This window comes from Niallia sp. FSL M8-0099, assembly GCF_038006945.1.
Lineage (GTDB): Bacteria > Bacillota > Bacilli > Bacillales > Cytobacillaceae > Niallia > Niallia circulans.
Genome location: NZ_JBBOWF010000001.1, coordinates 476,908 through 496,381, shown reverse-complemented (window position 1 = coordinate 496,381; position 19,474 = coordinate 476,908). Strand labels below are relative to the sequence as shown.

Annotated in this window: 17 protein-coding genes; 2 read left to right on the top strand and 15 right to left on the bottom strand. The window is 36.9% G+C overall.

The genetic code is table 11. The features are described from left to right. Positions 1-152: 152 nt before the first annotated feature. The 9 genes from NSQ92_RS02310 to NSQ92_RS02270 form a co-directional block, all read right to left on the bottom strand. Positions 153-1,391, bottom strand: a complete 1,239-nt coding sequence (locus NSQ92_RS02310) for an MFS transporter (RefSeq protein WP_047942872.1) — start codon at positions 1,389-1,391, stop codon at positions 153-155. A 573-nt stretch (positions 1,392-1,964) separates the two neighbouring features. After that, a complete protein-coding gene (locus tag NSQ92_RS02305) occupies positions 1,965-2,273 on the bottom strand; it encodes a hypothetical protein (RefSeq protein WP_061800037.1) in 309 nt (102 codons plus the stop codon). A gap of 72 nt (positions 2,274-2,345) precedes the next feature. Continuing rightward, positions 2,346-2,912, bottom strand: a complete 567-nt coding sequence (locus NSQ92_RS02300) for an NADPH-dependent FMN reductase (RefSeq protein ID WP_047942875.1) — start codon at positions 2,910-2,912, stop codon at positions 2,346-2,348. Positions 2,913-2,916: 4 nt separating this feature from the next. Then, the gene (locus tag NSQ92_RS02295; RefSeq protein ID WP_061800068.1) at positions 2,917-3,981 is read right to left on the bottom strand and encodes an LLM class flavin-dependent oxidoreductase; all 1,065 of its coding nucleotides are present in this window, start codon (positions 3,979-3,981) and stop codon (positions 2,917-2,919) included. Positions 3,982-3,997: 16 nt separating this feature from the next. Next, positions 3,998-4,552, bottom strand: a complete 555-nt coding sequence (locus NSQ92_RS02290; protein WP_047942876.1) for a YwhD family protein — start codon at positions 4,550-4,552, stop codon at positions 3,998-4,000. 891 nt (positions 4,553-5,443) lie between these two features. Then, a complete protein-coding gene (locus NSQ92_RS02285) occupies positions 5,444-5,968 on the bottom strand; it encodes a YceI family protein (protein ID WP_047942877.1) in 525 nt (174 codons plus the stop codon). 355 nt (positions 5,969-6,323) lie between these two features. After that, positions 6,324-8,420, bottom strand: a complete 2,097-nt coding sequence (locus NSQ92_RS02280) for a 5'-nucleotidase C-terminal domain-containing protein (RefSeq protein WP_341132182.1) — start codon at positions 8,418-8,420, stop codon at positions 6,324-6,326. A gap of 659 nt (positions 8,421-9,079) precedes the next feature. Then, positions 9,080-10,336, bottom strand: a complete 1,257-nt coding sequence (locus NSQ92_RS02275; RefSeq protein ID WP_176474106.1) for a YeeE/YedE family protein — start codon at positions 10,334-10,336, stop codon at positions 9,080-9,082. Positions 10,337-10,907: 571 nt separating this feature from the next. After that, positions 10,908-11,735, bottom strand: coding sequence for a TrmB family transcriptional regulator (locus NSQ92_RS02270; protein ID WP_047945034.1), 828 nt, complete (start codon positions 11,733-11,735; stop codon positions 10,908-10,910). A gap of 126 nt (positions 11,736-11,861) precedes the next feature. On the opposite strand from NSQ92_RS02270, the gene NSQ92_RS02265 reads away from it, so the two are divergent. Further along, positions 11,862-12,776, top strand: coding sequence for a DMT family transporter (locus tag NSQ92_RS02265; RefSeq protein ID WP_047945035.1), 915 nt, complete (start codon positions 11,862-11,864; stop codon positions 12,774-12,776). A gap of 54 nt (positions 12,777-12,830) precedes the next feature. Here NSQ92_RS02265 and wrbA read toward each other — a convergent pair whose 3' ends face one another. The 6 genes from wrbA to NSQ92_RS02235 form a co-directional block, all read right to left on the bottom strand. Then, positions 12,831-13,442, bottom strand: a complete 612-nt coding sequence (gene wrbA / locus NSQ92_RS02260; RefSeq protein ID WP_047945041.1) for an NAD(P)H:quinone oxidoreductase — start codon at positions 13,440-13,442, stop codon at positions 12,831-12,833. 180 nt (positions 13,443-13,622) lie between these two features. Further along, positions 13,623-14,234 carry an alpha/beta hydrolase gene (locus NSQ92_RS02255; RefSeq protein WP_047945036.1) on the bottom strand — a complete coding sequence of 204 codons (612 nt, stop codon included), beginning with the start codon at positions 14,232-14,234 and terminating at the stop codon, positions 13,623-13,625. Beyond that, positions 14,231-15,178, bottom strand: coding sequence for a ring-cleaving dioxygenase (locus NSQ92_RS02250; protein WP_341152338.1), 948 nt, complete (start codon positions 15,176-15,178; stop codon positions 14,231-14,233). The genes NSQ92_RS02255 and NSQ92_RS02250 overlap by 4 nt, the downstream gene beginning before the upstream one ends. Positions 15,179-15,201: 23 nt before the next feature. Then, a complete protein-coding gene (locus NSQ92_RS02245; protein WP_341132179.1) occupies positions 15,202-15,813 on the bottom strand; it encodes a flavin reductase family protein in 612 nt (203 codons plus the stop codon). An 18-nt stretch (positions 15,814-15,831) separates the two neighbouring features. Next, on the bottom strand, positions 15,832-16,770 hold the full coding sequence (locus NSQ92_RS02240) for a ring-cleaving dioxygenase (RefSeq protein WP_341132178.1): 939 nt from the start codon (positions 16,768-16,770) through the stop codon (positions 15,832-15,834). A gap of 146 nt (positions 16,771-16,916) precedes the next feature. Beyond that, positions 16,917-17,372: a MarR family winged helix-turn-helix transcriptional regulator gene (locus tag NSQ92_RS02235; protein ID WP_047945040.1), complete on the bottom strand. Its 456-nt coding sequence runs from the start codon at positions 17,370-17,372 to the stop codon at positions 16,917-16,919. A gap of 571 nt (positions 17,373-17,943) precedes the next feature. Between NSQ92_RS02235 and NSQ92_RS02230 the strand changes: the two genes are divergently transcribed. Continuing rightward, positions 17,944-19,218 carry an IS110 family transposase gene (locus NSQ92_RS02230; RefSeq protein ID WP_047945042.1) on the top strand — a complete coding sequence of 425 codons (1,275 nt, stop codon included), beginning with the start codon at positions 17,944-17,946 and terminating at the stop codon, positions 19,216-19,218. Positions 19,219-19,474 lie beyond the last annotated feature (256 nt).

Genomic DNA, 19,474 nt, shown 5'->3' with positions numbered 1-19,474 from the left:
CGTTGCATTTCCCGATACATTTATCCATTATACAAGAAACACTGTCGAATTTCATTCCTCGTAAGAGAACTTTTAAATTCTCCCAGCCTTTAAAAGAAAAAAAGACTTAGCTGCGCAAACATACTATGCGCACACTAAGCCTAACAGTTGAATCAAACTCTTTCAATAGAAGGTTTTCCAGCTTCGATTAATGCTTTGTCTTTTCCTAAGAAAATCGACAGGATCATAATAAAAATTCCTGTTCCTAATAATAACCATTCGACTTTAATAAAATCGGCAAGCGGTCCAAATATTAACATGCCAATTGGCATCATAGAGGTAGAAATCATCCCCATGACACCGAAAACTCTTCCTAAAAATCCTTCTTCTATTTTTTCCTGCAATAAGACGGTGGTTGGTGTATTAAAAATGGGCATTGCCACTCCGAATAGCGCCATAAATATTAAATAGATCCAAAAGAATGGAATCATCCCGAGTGCAAAAGTGCAAACTCCCATAATAATGCTTGCTAGGGTCATTGTTTTCACTTTATTCTCAAATCCACCCCATGCGGCAATGACTCCTCCGCCTACCATCATTCCAATGGAAAAAGCTATTTCAATGGCCGTTAGCCGCCAGACATCATCTCCAAAGCTGCGAGTAACCTGCAAAGGAGTTAAGAATGCTGCTGGTGCCATCAGCACAAAAAAGATGGAAAAATAAATAAAGAATTTTTTCAAAAAGGCATGATTATGGACATACTTCAGTCCTTCTTTAAAATCACTAAAATAACTTGTCGATTGTTCTAGCGATGCCTTTTGATGTGCAGGAATCTTTAAAAAGGCAAGCAAGGTAAAAATAGCAATAGCTGCCGTTATAACATCAATGAAAAAAATCGCTTCGATGGATGCCATCGTCAATAAAGCAGCACTAACCATCGGAGATATAAACATTATTACTGCCTGAATACTTCCATTAACACCATTCACTTTTGTCAGCTTATCTTTTGGCACTATTTGTGGCAAAATCGCCCCAACAGATGGCGTTTGAACACCTGTTCCAAACGCTCGAACTGCTGCCATCACAAAGAGCAGCCAAATGGAATCATATCCCATTAAAAAGAGCAGCGCCAATATTAATGTCGCAAATGCAATTAATCCATCAGATATCATAATCAAGAGTTTCCGGTTATAGCGATCGGCCCATACTCCAGCCACTGGCGACAAAAGAAACGTGGGAAGAAATCCACAAAGGATATATAATGTCATCATTAAACCGGATTCAGTGGTTAACGTTATATGCCACATAATAGCATATTGCACAAGTGATGATCCAAACAAAGATATCGTCTGGCTGCTAAGAAATAATACAATATTCCGATACCAATTTTCTTTATTATTAACTGTACTCATTTATAAACCTCACATTCTAATTTTTTGTCATGTGAATAAGTCTATCTATTAGAGCAGAAAAAAGAGCGAAGACTTGGTATCTCCCCTCTTTATTAACCATTATTAGGTTTCCAATAAACAGACAGACCAATCCCACTTCTTCTCAAAAGAAGACTATCCAAACGTATTTAGTTAACGATGAAATGTGGGAATCTTAGTCTCATTGATGCTGTCACAAGGAAAACCTCCGCTTCATTTATATTCCAATTAATCATAGCATATGCATCGCCTTTGCTACAATTTGCTTACAAAATAAATTTTTTTATTTCTTTATTTATGATTGCTGATTAAATTAGCTAATCATGTCTGCTTTTTGAGATAAGACTTTCTTTTATCAGCCATATTCGGTTTCTTTTCAGCTGAATTTTTCTTTTATCAGCCAAACTTGGGCGGGAATCAGCCAAATTTCCTTTTTATCAGCCAAAACTGCACACTTTTCAGCCAAACTTTTCTTTTTCTTATCAAAAGAATTTTCCTTCTTAATAACAGAAAAGCTAGTACTCTTCAGCCGAAAAGTACTAGCTTTTTTAGATTTTAACTAGAAATGATTATTTTGACAGATTCATTTTCATGCTGCTCTAATAACTCTCTAATATCGATATCATCGATAAAAAAATCATCTACATATTTCGTTCCTCTGTAGTAATGCTGCTTGCCTTCAAAGTAAAAAATATCAGCTGTTCCTTCATATGTATAAGTTTTCCCCTTTGCACAAACAATAGTAAGAATGATTTCTTTCCCATTGTAGCCTCTATAATACTGCGATACAGGGATATTATTAATAACTAATACATCTGAACCGATATCTCGTTGAATGACAACGATTCCTTCTAATTCCTTCATTTCTTCTTCCTCAATTATAAATACTAATTAGACTAAAATATATAAAAAATATCTCACAAACATTTTCACTTATTAAAAATCGTATTGGGCTTCCTTTTTCGCTCGTATTTCCGTATATGTCTCTGTTAATACTATTGTATCTTCCACTAATCGCTCAATGCGGAATAACACATCATCATCTATAATTTCTTTGCGCTGAAAATCTTTTTCCTCAATAAATACATATGTTTGAACAATCTGCGCTTTCATATAAGCCAAAATCGGTTTTAACTGCTGTTCTGCAATTAAATAATGTTTAGAAGAACCTGCCGTTACAATTATACTAACTACTTTATCGCGAAACGCATTTTGCGGCAATAAATCAAAAATGTTTTTCAACGTAGCAGGTATAGATGCTTGGAAAACTGGTGTACCTATAATAATCGCATCTGCTTCCATCAATGTCTTGGTGACAAGCCCTGTGTCCCCTTCATATTCTAAATAGTTTCTCCCATCACTAAATTGGATATCATAATCCGCCAAATCGAGTAACGTTATCTCAATATCGGGATAATTATCCGCAATAGCTTTCATTGTGTAATCCATCGCTGTTCTCGTTTTAGATCCGACCTTTGATCCGGATAATCCAACAATTTTCATAATCTTATGCCTCCGATTTTTTTGTGTATTTTCTAATAGCCGGCAAAATTTCCGTCCCAATGATCTCCACATTTTTCATAACATTTTTAAATGGCATACCACCAAAATCAATTTGGGCAATATAGCGTTGATGATTAAACATTTCATGTTGATAAAGAATTTTTTCTATGATTTGCTGTGGACTTCCGATATTCATAATGTTATGCGGATCTACCCCTTGAGCAAAATGCTGTTTTGGGAAGCCAGCACCATTTGTTTTTTTCATGCCTTCATTAATATGTGGGTACATATCTTTTAAAGCTTGCTGAGATGATTCTGCTGCATAGAAGAAGCCTGCTGTAGCCACTGGTAATTCGACTGGATCAAATCCGCTGTTCCGAGCTGCTTCACGATAAGCATCTACTGTTCGTTTGAATACAGATGCTGGACCGCCTAAATGTGCCATAAACATTGGAGCTCCTGCCATTCCAGCTCTGATTGCACTTGCTGGTGTCCCTCCAACAGCACGCCAAATCGGAATAAAACTTTTTTTAGGTCGTGGTAACACTCTGGCATTTCTTAACGGGGCACGGAATTCTCCATTCCAGTTCACTACTTCCTCTTCATTAATTTTCATTAATAATTCAAATTTCTCTTCAAACAATTCTTCATAATTACGAAGATCGTAACCTAACAATTCAAATAAACCGACTCTTGAAGCACGCCCAGCAATAATTTCAGCACGGCCTTTAGAAATTAAATCAATTGTTGCAAAATCCTCATATACCCTGACCGGATCTGATGTACTTATAATAGTAGAAGAACTAGCTATTTTAATATTTTTCGTAGCTTGTGCAATAGCTGATAACACAACTGAATGCGCTTGTGTAACAAAATATTCTTGATGACTCTCTCCAACACTAAAGAAATCAAGTCCTGCTTGATCTGCTAATTTTGCGTATTCGATAATCTCATGTACACGTTCTTCTGCAGAAATTCGTTCCCCTGTTAGTGGGTTTGGTAAATGATCCCCTAATGTATAGATTCCAAACTCTAATCCTTTGCTTGGATCTAATCCGTATTTTTTCAATTTCTTCACCTTTCTTCTATTCAGCATTATTTAAACTATTCTTTAATTCCTCAGGCGATCTCTCCCAATAATCATTGTTAAAATCAACAAGGAACTTTTTTAACGACTGCTTGGAATCGTAATCCATATTGTCTAACGCAAATCTTCGTTTGATAGCTTTATCAAGGCTATTTACATGCTCTGGCATCGCCTTGTAGCCAAAACGTTTTCTACTTCCTTCTTTCATTTTCTTTGCTACCAAGATTTCGCAAGCACCAGCACCAGAATAATAAGCACCCTCTTCGTTTCTGTCCAACGCAATCCAAATAACCCAATATTTATGCGGATCCAAATCTAGTACTTCTTCTTTTGTCACATTCTTAAAAAATACTTTTTGTTCCACTTTACTCCTGCCATGCATAGCACCTATATCAATAAATACTTCCTGGCTTTCTCGATCAATAATGATTGGCGTTACATTCTCTAAGGAGATAGATCCTACACCATAGCCGCCATCACCTTTTGTCGGATCATTTCGCAAAATATTAAATTGTGCATTTTTTTTGGATGAACCTTCCTTTTTATTGTCCATATTTGAGTTTGTTCCTCCTTTTTATACAAGTCCCTTATGCTTTTTTCTTATTTAGACCAACTAGATAAGGTATTTTCGGAAAACTAACTTACCGCTTCAAAATGACTTGTCTTGATTGCTATATTAAGGGGAATGGCGTTTTATGGCAATTATTCTGTTTGTTGTTACTATAAATAAGGATTTTTGTATGCTCATTTAATTTATAGCTTGCCATCTTTAGAGTGTGGCTATGTATGAAGTTTGGATGGAATACAGTGGTCGGTGAATTTTTGAATTCAGGTGTTTATGAACACCAATTTTCCCTCTTGCTGACGAACTTTTGGCTTTCATCCTCTCCATGAACACCACTTTTCCCTCTTGCTGACGGTTTTTCGGCTTTCATCCTCTCCATGAACACCACTTTTTCCTCTTCCTGACGAACTTTTGGCTTTCATCCTCTTCATGAATACCACTTTTTCCTCTGGATGACGGTTTTTCGGCTTTCATCCTCTTCATGAACACCATTTTTCCCTCTTCCTGACGAACTTTTGGCTTTCATTCTCTCCATGAACACCATTTTTCCCTCTTCCTGACGAACTTTTGGCTTTCATTCTCTCCATGAACACCATTTTTCCCTCTTCCTGACGAACTTTTGGCTTTCATTCTCTCCATGAACACCATTTTTCCCTCTTGATGACAGCTTTTTGGCTTTCATCCTCTTCATCAACACCATTTTTCCTCTTGATGACCAGGTTCTTGCTTTCATCCTCTCCATGTCAGCAGGCCCATTATTCTCTTTATATAGAAAGAAGTAAGTTTCTTCCCAAACAGAAGTGCATTTCTTTTTTATCTAAAGAGGACAGTTCTAATGCATCCAATTGGATACATAAGAACCGTCCTCCCTCTGTTTCCTTATGCTGGGTTTACTTCTAATTCTACTTTGATTTTGATATCTTTTCCTACTAGTACGCCGCCTGATTCTAATACCGCGTTCCAAGTAAGTCCAAAGTCTTCACGGTTAATTTTTGCTTCTCCTTCGAAACCGTAAACTTCTACGCCCCATGGGTTTGTGCCTTTTCCACCGTATTCTACGTCAAATGTTACTGGCTTTGTAACACCCTTAATAGTTAAATCACCTGTTACTTTATAGTCATCACCATCTTTTGTAATCGATGTTGATTTAAAATCAATTGTTGGGTATTTTTCTGTGTCGAAGAAATCTGCTGATTTCAAGTGATTATCGCGATCTTCACTATGTGTGTTAATGCTTGCTACGTCAAATTTAAATGCAATGCTAGCTGTTGTTAAATCTGCTAAATCTGCAGCTTCTACGTCTGCTGAGTAAGAATCGAATTGTCCCTTCACTTTTGAAACCATCATATGCTTTACTTCAAATCCTACACTAGAATGTGATTGATCTACTGTCCATTTTGCCATTTTAAAATTCCTCCATTTTCCTCTTATTATTTACTTTGAATTCAAGATATTTATTAAAAAAATTAGTTTCCCTCAATCTTATTGAATATTAAGGCAAACTTATTAGAGATATTCCTATCAAAAATACTTTGAAATAAATTATCTCTAATTAAAGATAATTTTACACACATCTATTTGTTTTGTCTACACTTTTGTGAAATTTTTTTCGGAATTTTTGAAAGAGGAGTTAAATTAAACTAATTCCAAAATATAGACATAATTTCATTAAATATAATTCAATCATCTATTTTAAAAATTCTCCTCAAAAAAAAACCCTTCCGCAACTGCGAAAGGGTCTTTTCAACTATTAATTTTATTAAATCTTTGAATATTTAACTTTTCTAAATACCAGGAATCCAATTCCGGCAGCTAATAATATTGCCCCAGCTACAATCATTGTATACATGTTTGTAGCTGTATTTGGAAGAGCATTTCCATCTGCATTGTTGTTTGTTCCTGGTGTTGCACCTTTATCTCCTGGCGTTTCTCCGTTATCTCCCGGGGTTTCTCCATTATCCCCTGGCGTTCCTCCGTTGTCTCCCGGGGTTTCTCCATTATCCCCTGGCGTTTCTTCATTATCTCCAGGAGTTTCTTCGTTGTCTCCTGGCGTTTCTTCATTATCTCCAGGAGTTTCTTCATTATCTCCAGGAGTTTCTTCGTTGTCTCCTGGCGTTTCTTCATTATCTCCAGGAGTTTCTTCGTTATCACCTGGGATTTCTTCTTCGTCTCCTGGGGTTTCTGGCTCAGCTCCACGTAAATCGACAATTCGGCCTTCAAGGACAGGATTTACCTCTCCACGTAAATCGTCTACCATATAAGAGCGTAATTGTTCCCAGTCAACTTCCCCAATGTCCTGTACCCGACCTTCTGCATACGCATTAGCAAATACTGGATACCCATCACCGCCTTTAGCAGTAAAGTTATTTGTCGTCACAAGGTATCTTTGGTCTGGTTGAATTTCTTGAAATTCCCCATTTATATTTACATACATAGAAACAACTCTGGAACCGGAATCTTTAGTGCTATCATAACTATACTTCATACCAGCTATATGAAGGAAACCTCCATTTTCCGCTGGAGCTTGACTAACACTCTGCTCAAGAATTTGCTTGATTTCTGCACCAGTTAATTCTAACACCACTGGATCGTTTCCAAATGGAAGAACTGCAATGATTTCTCCGATAGTAATTGGACCTTCATTAATTGCTGCTCGAATTCCACCGCCATTTTGAAAGGCAATTACTGTTTTTGGATATTTCTCTTTTGCTTTTGCTAACATGGCATCTGTAACAAGATTACCTAACTCTGTTTCATTAGCACGTACACTTACCGTACTTCCTTCACCTAGACGAGGGTTTGCTAATGTCTTTAGTGCAATTGCTCCTGATTCCTGAGTAGAAAGCTGTGTTATTTTATCTTTATATGGAGCTAATATAGCAGCAGCTTCTGGATCTGCTTCTTTTTGTGAAGCATTTATTAGCTGTCCTTCATGCCCAGAAACAACACCATTCTCATCAAACTCAACCGCTAGTTTTCCCAAATATTGTGCATATTGGTATGCTTGAACGATAAGAGTTGGATCTTTCTCCACACCATTCTCATCTGTTTTAATAACGGTTGGCTCATCTAATTGAGTATGTGAATGTCCACCAACAATTACATCAATTCCATCTACATACTTGGCTAATTGTAAGTCATTTCCGAAATCAGGGTTACTATCATAGCCAATATGAGTTACCGCAATAATTTTGTTAATCCCCATATCTTCAAAGGTCTTAACTGCATTTTCTGCCTTTTTAATATAATCTAAAAATTTTACATTTACCGGACTAGAGATGTTTGCTGTATCTTCTGTTGTCAACCCGAAAATACCAACCTTTTCTCCGTTAATTTCTTTCACTATACCATTGAAAATTTTTCCGTCTTCTGGTGATGCAGAGAATTCATTCTTTTGCAGATCTTTCATAAAATCATCGCCTGAAAAATCAACATTAGCTGCAAGGAATGGAAACTTTGCACCCTTAACAAACTCTGCCAATGATTTGTGACCATTCTCATTAGAACCTAAATCAAATTCGTGATTACCAAAGATCATCCCATCCAAATTCATCATGTTTAATAGAGCTAGGTCTGCTTTTCCACGATATTCATTGAAATAGAGTGTGCCGGAAAAAACATCTCCTGCATTAAATACTAATGCATTAGGATCTTCTGCCCGTACTTCTTTAATAGCAGTAATCATATTTGGCAGTAAATCGGCACGAGCATGCGTATCATTCATGTGCATAATCGTTAACTTAAAATGATTATTACTCTCTTCCGCGTATGTACTAGCTGGTGAAATAACAGATACTAATAGTGCTAATGTTGTTATGATGCTAAAAAGAAATGCAAAATGCCTCTTCCTGTTCATTTAAGCAATTACCCCCTAATTAGTTTCGTTGACTTAAAGCAAATAAAAATCAACTTTTCTCCCTTATTGTAGAAATTCTCTATTAACCTATGATGAAACGGTTGTAAATCTCTGTTAATCTAGCTTATCTACTTATTCATAAATTAAATACTTTCTTGAGATAGGTTCTCAACTTACATCCCGTCATTAAATACCTATAACAGGACAATTGCACCTCCCAACCTTTTTCTATATTACTAGTACCTGTTAAAATCTCATCTTCCATATTCAAGAAAAAAATAAATTTCCTCTTCGCGATTAATGAAACGGTAGAAGCTTTTATCAGGAATCCTATCTTTACAACTAGTATAGAAAAGATTGTTTGTATTTTCTACATTTTTTTCATTTTTTTAAGAAAACAGACGAAAAAAATACCCAAAAAGACGAACATTCAATATATTAAATACTTTTCCTGCCAACTTTAGGACTTAAAAAAGATATCCTCTTATATACTAAAATATTCGCACCTTCCCGAAATAAGTGAGACTTGGACATAAAAGAGAAAGACTTGCTCAAATTTCGATAGATTATTATCTTCTATTTAGATGTTTTTTTGAAAAGTTAAGTTTTTTTTACAAAAAAAAAAACAGGCATCATCTAAATGATACCTGCTTTTTCTCTTAACAAAATGTATCTTTTGACTTTGGTACAGAAAGTCCAAATAATGGACGAAGATACAAGGCAACAAATGTCCCAGCTAATGCTAATATTCCCCACACATAACCGTGAACACTGAATGATGCAATCCCGCCAAAGTAAGCACCTACGTTACATCCAAATGCTAGACGTGAGCCATAGCCCATTAGTAAGCCGCCAATGATGGAAGCAAGCACATTTCCAAGCGTCACTTTTGAAAATTTAAAGAGACCGCCAGCTGCTGATGCCAAAAAGGCTCCAAGGATAACACCGAAGTTTAGAATCGTTGTAGAATCTGCAAAAATAGAAGCTTCTAAAGCTTGAGCATTTGCCCCTTGCCAGAATCCCCAGCTTGCTACATCCATACCAAAAAATTGTGCCACTTTTGAACCCCATAAAGCAAAGGCAGAGGTGATTCCCCATGGTGTACCGCGTGTCATTAAGGTTAAAGCATTAAGTACAGCTAACACGATCGCTGCTGCGAATAATGGCCATGAACCGCGGAAAATACGTTTCCAGCCAGTTGTTGTTGGAAGAGGAGCCATTTTTGGTGCTTTTCTTTTTCTTTCCACAACTAATGTAATCCATGCAATTACACCAAATAGAATAATGGATACAATCCAAGCTCCACCATAGCCAAGACCAGTTGATGTCGCTAATGAAATTGGTGCAAAAGATGGTAAGTCTTCTGTCCAAAACGACAGATGAGCTGCACCAATTGTGGATCCGATAATGAAGAATAGTAATGTTACAAATGCAACAGAACGTCCGCCGCCTACTGCATACAAGGTACCAGAAGCACATCCGCCCCCTAGCTGCATGCCAATCCCAAACATAAAGGCACCAACGACAAGACTAACACCAACCGGTGATACATAGCCAGTAGCTCCTGTTCCAAAAAAGGAAACGCCGTATGCTAAAATTGGAGCAAATAGCGTTACCGCCACTGCTAACATCAGCATATGAGCGCGTAACGCCTGCCCATTTCCTACTGAAGCAAGTCTGCGAAATGCGGATGTAAAACCAAAACGAGCATGAAATAATGTATATCCTAGTAAGAGACCTAAAACTAATAATATCGGCTGCATACTTTTTTGTGTCATTAATAAATAGACTAGTAGAATCGCTGCTACAATGAGTCCACCAATAATTAAAGGCATCTGTGGAGCCTTTAATCCTTTTGGTTGTTCTTTTTGACTCTTTATCTTTTGAGCCGATTGAACATTTACTGAAGTTGCCACTCCAAAACACCCTTTCCCTATTAATATAGTCGGAATTACTTTTATCATCTTAATGGTATTTTCAATTTATGTCAATATAAAATTTCCCTTTTAAAAAGCTATATTAAACTTTGTTAATTAAAAAAATAACATTCCGACTGTAAATACACCCTAATTTTTAGAAATAGACGTTTATTTTTGTTTTACTACTCTCTTTGAATAAGATGTTCTTTTCCCCTATAGAGGGATTCACTCCGTAGGATTTGCGCTAAATCTCTGCCTGTTTTTCTCGCCATCCCACAGAGTCCTCTCGCTTTCACTTCTATACAAAAAATACTTTGTCTTTTAAATATAATCAAATATCTTTTGATAGCCTAAGGATAATACGGATGCAATAATTATACTTATTACAATGGAAAAACTTGAAAAAAAAACAAACTTTCGCAGTGATATTTCATCCTCTTAAAAGCGCTAATTAATGCCTTTATTATATAAAAAACAATAATGAATATAATGGCGGCTGAAAAAAAGCTTTTTAAAAACACTTCCATTACTTTCCTTTATTTCCATATAATTGGCATACCAATTTGATTTATTTCACATAATGCTTTTTGAAGTCAGGATAGATGGAAAATTTTCTCCGCAAATCAATAAGGTTCTTCCCAAATGAGTTTTCTAATATATCACGATGTTTCTCCAATATTTCCATTAAGTATAAATCATGGATCATTACTTCTGTAATCGGCATTACAAGTCCAACATGCATGGTCCAAGCTGCACGGCTTTCTTTTCCCAAGGAAATAATCCCAGCTAATACCTCTTGATCATCTCCACTAAAGACTAGCCATCTACCACCGTATTCCTCCGTAATTTCTTGACTCATATCATGGCGATATATATTAGCAAAATCTGATACTATTTCTCCATATGCAATAATCGTGATTGTTACGCCTCGATTTGCAGCCTGCTCTAATTCCATTTCTAGTTCCTTGAAATCCTCTGCCCATATTTCCATCAGTATCCTTTGTTCAGCAGAAGCAATACATTCTTTTACTTTAACCAATATCTCCTTACTTCCAGTGATGTTCCAGATGTTTTCGCGATCACTTGTTGTATTCTCAAATTTTTCCAATAACATTTCCGCCTGTTCAAAATTCTCTTCTGCTTTTAAGCGGCGATTTCGTATCAATTCTTTCGCTGGTACGGGAATGTATTGTGGTGTATTGCCATAGCTGACAAAAATGTCGCCACGATTGACAAGACTTTCCAGTACTTCGTAAATTTTGGAACGCGGCACTCCTGAATTTTTGGCAACGGCGTAGCCCGTTAAGGGAGATTCCGCTAATAAAGCTAGATAAGCCTTTCCCTCATATTCCGTAAAATTTAAATTTCTTAATGTCTCCAAAGTATTGTCTTTCATAGTCCCTCCGAATAGTTGCTACTTTAGTAACTATTATTTTACCAAAAGCTATTGCTTTATCACAAATCATTCTGCTACTATTTTAAGTAGTTACTTTTGTAGCTACTATTTTGAAAAGTGGTGTTGATGATGGAAAAAGGTATTCATATTTATTATTTAGCATGTATTAGTGCTGTGATATTGTGGAGTGGTTCTTTTATTACAACCAAATTAGCTTACGAAACCTTTGCGCCGATTCAGCTTGGAGCTGGAAGAACACTTATAGCAGCCCTTATCATCTGGATCATTCGCAAAATAACAAATTCAACAGAAAAAATCAGAAACAAGGATCGTAAACGACTTTTTTTAAGTGGTTTATTGGGAATTACCCTTTATTTCACCTTAGAGAATATAGGCGTTCAAATGACTTCTGCTTCTAATGCCGCCTTAATTGTTGCGTCCTTTCCTGCCATTACTGCACTGCTTGAATTTTTCCTTTATCGCTCCAAGCCTTCCTTACAAAAGATTTTAGGAATCTTTCTGGCTATTACAGGTGTTGCTATTTTGACACAAATTAAAGTAGATGGAAGCAATCAATCCTTTTGGGGGAATCTTATTCTTCTAGGGGCTGGAATAGTTTGGGCATGCTACAACTTTGTTACAAAAGATATAACGAGGAAATATTCAGCAATGACCATAACATCCTATCAAATGACTGTAGGAACTTTATGCTTTATACCGTTTTTACTTTGGGAAGATGAAGCGTGGAAAATGCCAAATGTGATCAGCATAACCTCTTTGCTCTTTTTAAGCATTGGCTGCTCCGTTGCTGCCTTTATTTTATATAATTATGGATTAAAAAAACTGTCTGCAAGTGCTTCCGTTTCCTTAATGAATCTTGTTCCTGTACTTGGGATAGTCTTCTCCGTTTTTCTTCTAAAGGAAATCGTTACATTGACCCAGGTTATTGGCGGAGCAATTGTCATTATCGGTGTTATTTTAAGCTCCATTCAAAAAGAGGAATTACCTCAACCGCTGCCATCGGAAGCTTCTGTGGAATAACAGCATGCAAAAAAACCAGAAGCTATCTACTCCTGGTTTTCCTATGTTTACAAATTATTGATTTCCTTTTTTAACCCACTCTGCAACGGTAACAGTACGTTTCGCTTGGTGTTTAACTGCACCTTGAACGTCTTCGATCATTTTTCCATCTTGTCCTACTGTTACACTTGTTCCATAAGGGTTTCCACCTGCACCGAAAAGAACTGGATCTGTATATCCTGGTGCAGCAATAATAGCGCCCCAATGCATCATAGAAGTGTATAAGGATAATAATGTTGCTTCTTGTCCACCATGTGGATTTTGCGCAGAAGTCATGGCACTAACTACTTTGTTTACTGTTTTTCCGTTTGCCCATAGACCGCCTTGTAAATCAATGAATTGCTTCATTTGAGAAGGCATTGTACCAAAACGTGTTGGAACACTAAAAATAATCGCATCTGCCCATTCAATATCTTCCGATGATGCAACTGGTACATCTTTTGTTGCATCCACTGTTGCTTTCCAAGCTTCATTGCTGTCAATAACCGATTGTGGCGCTAATTCTTGTACTTTTACCACTTTCACTTCTGCGCCAGCTTCTTTTGCTCCTTCTGCTGCCCATTGTGCTAGTTGATAGTTTGTTCCACCCATACTATAAAAAATTACTGCTACTTTAACATTTGACATATTTTCCATCTCCTTTGATTTTCCAAATAATTTGTTTAAAAATCCCATAAGTACACCTGCTTTATTTTTTTATTGATCTCTTATAAGAATCACCTCCACTGAAATAGTCTTTTCAATGTTAGCTGTTCTTCTTATTCCCCAATTGTAAAAATTTATGATTGATTTTTCTCTTTTTAATGATTAGTTATTCATTAAGGCCGAATACCATTTAGAAGCTGCTTTTACTTCCTCTGCTGTTAGCTGATGGCCTCTGTTTTCCCAATGCATTTCGACATTCGCATTTGCATTAGCAAGCATTGATTGTAGTTCATTTGATTCTTCTTTTGAACAAATTGGATCATTCGTTCCTGCGGTAATAAATACTCCTTTTCCTGTTAAATCAGGGAGCGTGATTCCTCTTCTTGGAACCATTGGATGATGTAGAATAGCTGCTTTTAATGCATCCTGATAGTGAAATAATAAGCTTGCAGCAATATTGGCACCATTAGAGTAGCCAATTGCCACGATATTGTCTCTATCAAATTCATATTTTTGGGCTGCTTCATCTAGAAATTCATTTAATTCCTTTGTACGAAAAATTAAATCTTCTTCATCAAATACACCTTCTGCTAAACGCTTAAAGAAACGCGGCATGCCGTTCTCTAAAATATTCCCACGGACACTTAGCACTGAAGCTTCATCATCAATCATTCCCGCTAGTGGCAATAAATCTAACTCTGTTCCGCCTGTTCCGTGTAACATCAATAACGTGGGTTTTTTCGGATCTTTTCCCTTATTGAAAATATGTTTCATCCCTTCTCCTCCTCTAAGATTCTAACCTCTACTTTAGGCAAAGCAGCTGTTAACTCATCACGCTTTTCTTCTAACCACTCAGGAAGCATAAGCTTCTCTCCCAGCTGTTCTGCTGGCTCATCCACCGCAAATCCAGGTCCATCAGTAGCTATTTCAAATAGAATGCCGCCTTCTTCATGAAAATATAAGGCTTTAAAATAGTTTCGATCCTTCACTTCCGTTGGATAATACCCTTTTTCTTGAAGCAGCGTTCTCCATTGCTGAAGCTCTGTCTCATCTTTTGCCCGCCAAGCAATATGGTGGACAGTTCCTGCTCCCATGAGACCACGAACAGACGGGGTCAATTTGATATCTATCACATTTCCTATCTGTGCATCTGCAAAGAAACGGAGATACCCTGCATCTTCTCCTACACATTTAAGACCCAATATATGTTCTAATACCTCTGCTGTTTTGTTCGGTTGTGCTGAAAGTAATGTTGCTCCGCCAAAACCTTTAATAGCAGCAGCGGGATAGATCGAACCTAGCTGCCAATTACTTGCTGGTCCTTCGTTTCGTTCCACTAATTCGATTTGCAGGCCATCTGGATCGACAAATTGCAAATATTTTTCGTTAAATCTCGCAGCACTTTCCACTTCTACACCAAAGGAAAGAAGACGATTTTTCCAAAATGCACTGCTACCTTGTGGAATAACATAACTCGTTACACCAACTTGCCCTTGGCCAATTCTACCTTTCAGCTGTTTTTCCCATGGAAAGAAGGTAATAATTGTTCCTGGTTCCCCTGTTTCATTCCCAAAATAGAGATGATATACTTCTGGGCGATCAAAATTAATTGTCTTTTTTACCAATCGTAGACCAAGGACACCTGCATAAAAATCAATATTTCTTTGTGCATCATTTACCATTGCTGAAATATGATGAATTCCTGCTGTTTTTTGCATCTTATCCTCTCCATTTCATGGAACTATTGTGGTCTTACTTTTGTAAACATGTCACCAATTTTTGCATAGTCATTTCCCGCTAATCTGCTGACAGCTGCTAACCCTCTTGGATCAATTCTGCCATTTTCATACAGGGTAGAATCAATGTGATAATGAACCACTCTTCCAATTAGAAAATCACATCCAGGAAGTGCCTCGGTACCTCCCAATTCTAATGAATGTTCCAATACACATTCCATACGAATCTTAGCTTCCTTTATCCCCGGTACAGAGATGGCGCTGCTATCTATCGGTGTTAATCCTGCTAATTCAATCTCACTTTCACTTGGCGCAAGACTTGCTGCCGTTTGATTGATTTTATCAACATTTTGTTCATCTACAATATGAATGACAAATTCCTTTTTGTTTAAAATGTTCCTTGCCGTATCCTTTGGTTTCCCATTGGAACGCTGAATGGATAACGATATCATTGGCGGATTAGATGATACAATATTAAAGTAGCTGAAAGGAGCCCCATTTAAGACACCCTCTTCCGACAAGCTAGTAACAAAGGCAATAGGTCTAGGAATTATGCTTCCAATTAGAAATTTATAATTCTCTCTTTCTGAAACGGTTTTCGGATCAATGGAATGCATCAAATCATCCTTTACAAATTAGTCGAGATTTCTAACATCAATTGGTATTAATCTGCTATTAAGCTGTTCTCTATATTGTTCATATTGACTTGGCAGCATTAATGTCTCCCCTAGTGTTTCTTTAGATTCATCAATGGCAAATCCTGGAGGATCTGTCGCAATTTCAAAGAGGATTTCACCATGCTCTCTAAAATAGATGGCATTAAAATAATTTCGATCCTTAACAACTGTTACATGGTATCCATTTTGCGAGACATGTTTTTGCCAGTCTAATTGGTCAAGATCATCCACTGCTCTAAAAGCAATATGATGAACAGTCCCAACACCCATCTCTCCACTTCTGCCTGTAGTTAATTTTAAATCGATGACATTTCCAATATCGCTAAAGGAACGGAAACGTACATATTCTCCTTCTTCGCCAACTTTTTTAAACCCCATCACTTTTTCTAAAAGTTCTGCTGTTTGTGCAGGTTGTTTCGATAAAAGCGTTGCACCGCCAAATCCTTTAATAGCATTTTTAGGTGTCACCTCACCAAACTGCCAGCTATTATTTTTCCCTTCTGCTCTTTCTACTATTTCTAGCAGTAAGCCATGAGGATCAGAAAAAGCTAAGTATTCCTCTCCAAAACGCTCTGTTTTTGTGAAAGAAATATTAAATTTTGCTAACCTTTTTTCCCAAAATGAAAGAGCTCCTTTAGGCACCACATAAGACGTTACGCCGACTTGCCCGTCTCCAATAACTCCTTGACGCGCTCCCGCCCATGGAAAGAAAGTAATAATCGTTCCTGGATTGCCGCCTTCATCTCCAAAATATAAATGATATGTCCCTGGATCATCAAAATTGACAGTCTGTTTCACTAAACGCAATCCTAATACACCTGCATAAAAGTCAACATTCTCTTGCGGGTGGCCTACGATTGCCGTAATATGGTGAATTCCACTTGTGCTCTTCGTCATTCCCGTTCACTCCTATTCCAATTTTCTAGCAAGCTTTATTTAATTACTATTTGTTATAAGCAGAAAAATCATTTATAGAAATTCTCTATTTTGCTCATTACTACGAATTAAAATATTATTAATTCGAGATATAACCTCAAAAAAAATCACATCTCTTGTGCATGAAGCCCTAATTTTTTGAGCTGTTCAATCAGTATTTCTTTTTCTTTATTGTCTAACCCGCCACATATCTCGTTCATAGCTGCTCTATGCTTTGGAAAGACTTTGTCCATAAGCTCGGTTCCCTCTTCTGTTATTACCACATAGGTTATGCGGCGGTCTTTTGGACAAGGTTTTCTTCTGATTAATTTTTTATTCTCTAATTTATCTACAACATAGGTAATGCTGCTGCTTGCAATCAAAACTTTTTCACCAATCTTTTGAATTGGCTGATCCCCTTTGCTATAAATCAATTCCAGCACAGAAAATTCTGTAGGGTTTAACCCGAGACATTTTATATCTTCTTCTACTCGTTTCTTTATCGATTGCAATGCTCTCGACAACACAACGAATACCTTTAGTGATAAATCTTCTTCATATTTACTTACTTCCTTATTATCCATGATAATCTTCCTTTCAATTATCTTGAATTCGAGATAATTATATAATACTTTATTTGTACATGTCAACTACTTTTCATAAAGTGATATACCAAGCGTGTATTAAAGTGGTGTAATCTACATTTGCTTATATAGTCTTACGAATTTCCATTATGCCCATTTCAAATAGCTTTATAAAGAGCTTTTTGACTAAGTAAATCTATTGCTTGTCTCTGTACTTTGATTGCATGTTTCCCATAAAAGATCAAAAGGAAAAAAATACACAAAAAAGAACCTTAACACTATGTTATAGTTCAGACTGTCGACAAACTCCTAATTCAGTAATTAGGAGTTTGTCTTAGTTTATAAATATAGATTCTTTTAAATAAGAGTTGATTTCCGTTTCAGGGTTCGCATTCCGTGGGGCTCGCGCTAAGCCGCTTCGGCTTAAGGCCTGCAGGGTCTCAAACTGTCTCGCAGATCCCACAGGAGCATTCCTGTGGGATTAGTTTCTGTGGTATTGCACAAAAAAAGATCCTCCTTTATGATGCTTATATTGAGACCAATCAACACAGCGTCAGAAGGAGAATCTATTATGAATAATACCCGTAATCACCGTTTAAATCAAGTGTCTACTTCCACTTTAATCATTGGAATTGACATTGCTAAAAATACACACTATGCATGTGCGGTGGACGATCGAGGGGTTGAGTTAAGTACCTCTTTTTCTATCCACCAGTCTCATCATGGTTTTCATCAATTTTATCTCAAGCTTCAAAATCTAAAGGCAATTCATCAAAAGGATGATTTATTGATTGGATTCGAGCCTACTGGGCACTATTGGATGAATTTAGCTGCTTTTCTTACCCAAAATGATATTCGTTTTGTCATGGTCAATCCTCTACATGTGAATCGTTCCAAGGAGTTGGATGATAACTTACAAACGAAGAATGATAAGAAGGATGCGAGAGTCATTGCTAAACTAATAACCAATGGATACTTTAGTGATCCTCGTCAAATAGAAGGAATAGAAGCAGAGCTTAGAGAAGGTTCCTCTATTCGGTGGAATCTGAAAAAGGACATTTCGAAAGTGAAGAATCGTATCATTCGCTGGACGGATCGTTACTTTCCTGAATTTAAAGTAGCATTTAAAGATTTAGGGCTGAATGCATGTGCCATATTAAAACATACCCCTTTACCAGTAGACTTAATGGAAAAAGAAATCGAGGAGTTAGTCCTTTTATACTTGGAAAAGGAAAAACTAAAGTATCCAGCAAGACCTAAAATAGCACAACTAAAGAGAGTGGCGGTACAATCTATTGGATTAACAGAAGGCTCCAATATGGCTCGTATAGAAATTTACTCTTTAATTACTCAATACGAACTTCTGACAAAGCAATTAGAACAGGTAAATGAAAGTTTAAAGACACTAGCAGAGCAACAAGCGGAATATCATTATTTATTATCAATCCCTGGCATTGGGGAAACTACCGTTATAGATTTACTAGCAGAAGTGGGTTCTCTCAAGCATTATAAACATCCACGCCAACTTATTAAATTAGCGGGATTAACCTTACGAGAGAACTCTTCTGGAAAGATGATTGGACAAAAGCGAATCTCCAAAAGAGGGAGAAGAAAGCTGCGAGCCCTTCTCTATCGTGCTGTCTTGCCTTTGATTAGAAATAATGAAACCTTTTATGATTTATATCAGTATTATATCTCTAGAAAAGAAAACCCTTTGAAGAAGAAAGAAGCATTAGTCGTTCTATGTAATAAAATGTTAAAGATTTTTCATGGACTTTGTCAGCAAGAAGTACTGTTTGATAAGGAGCGAATGAGACAAGATCTCTCTATCCTCCAACCCAAATAAAAATCTATAAGACGGTTATATTCAAAAAGATGACAGGAAAGCTGGCTTTTAGAGAGACTTACGACTTAGAGTCCATACAGGAGCATGATGCCAGCCTCTGCCTTATGATGAGACCAAACGAAGGAATGTAAGCGCGCGACGCTAAGAGACATGGGAGGGTACGTCCTCATAAGAAGAGTAGAGATACCGGATGCATCTAATAGTGTATATTTGTCAATAAATCCCTATTGGCTCTAGCGTCGCGTCCACTTACTTA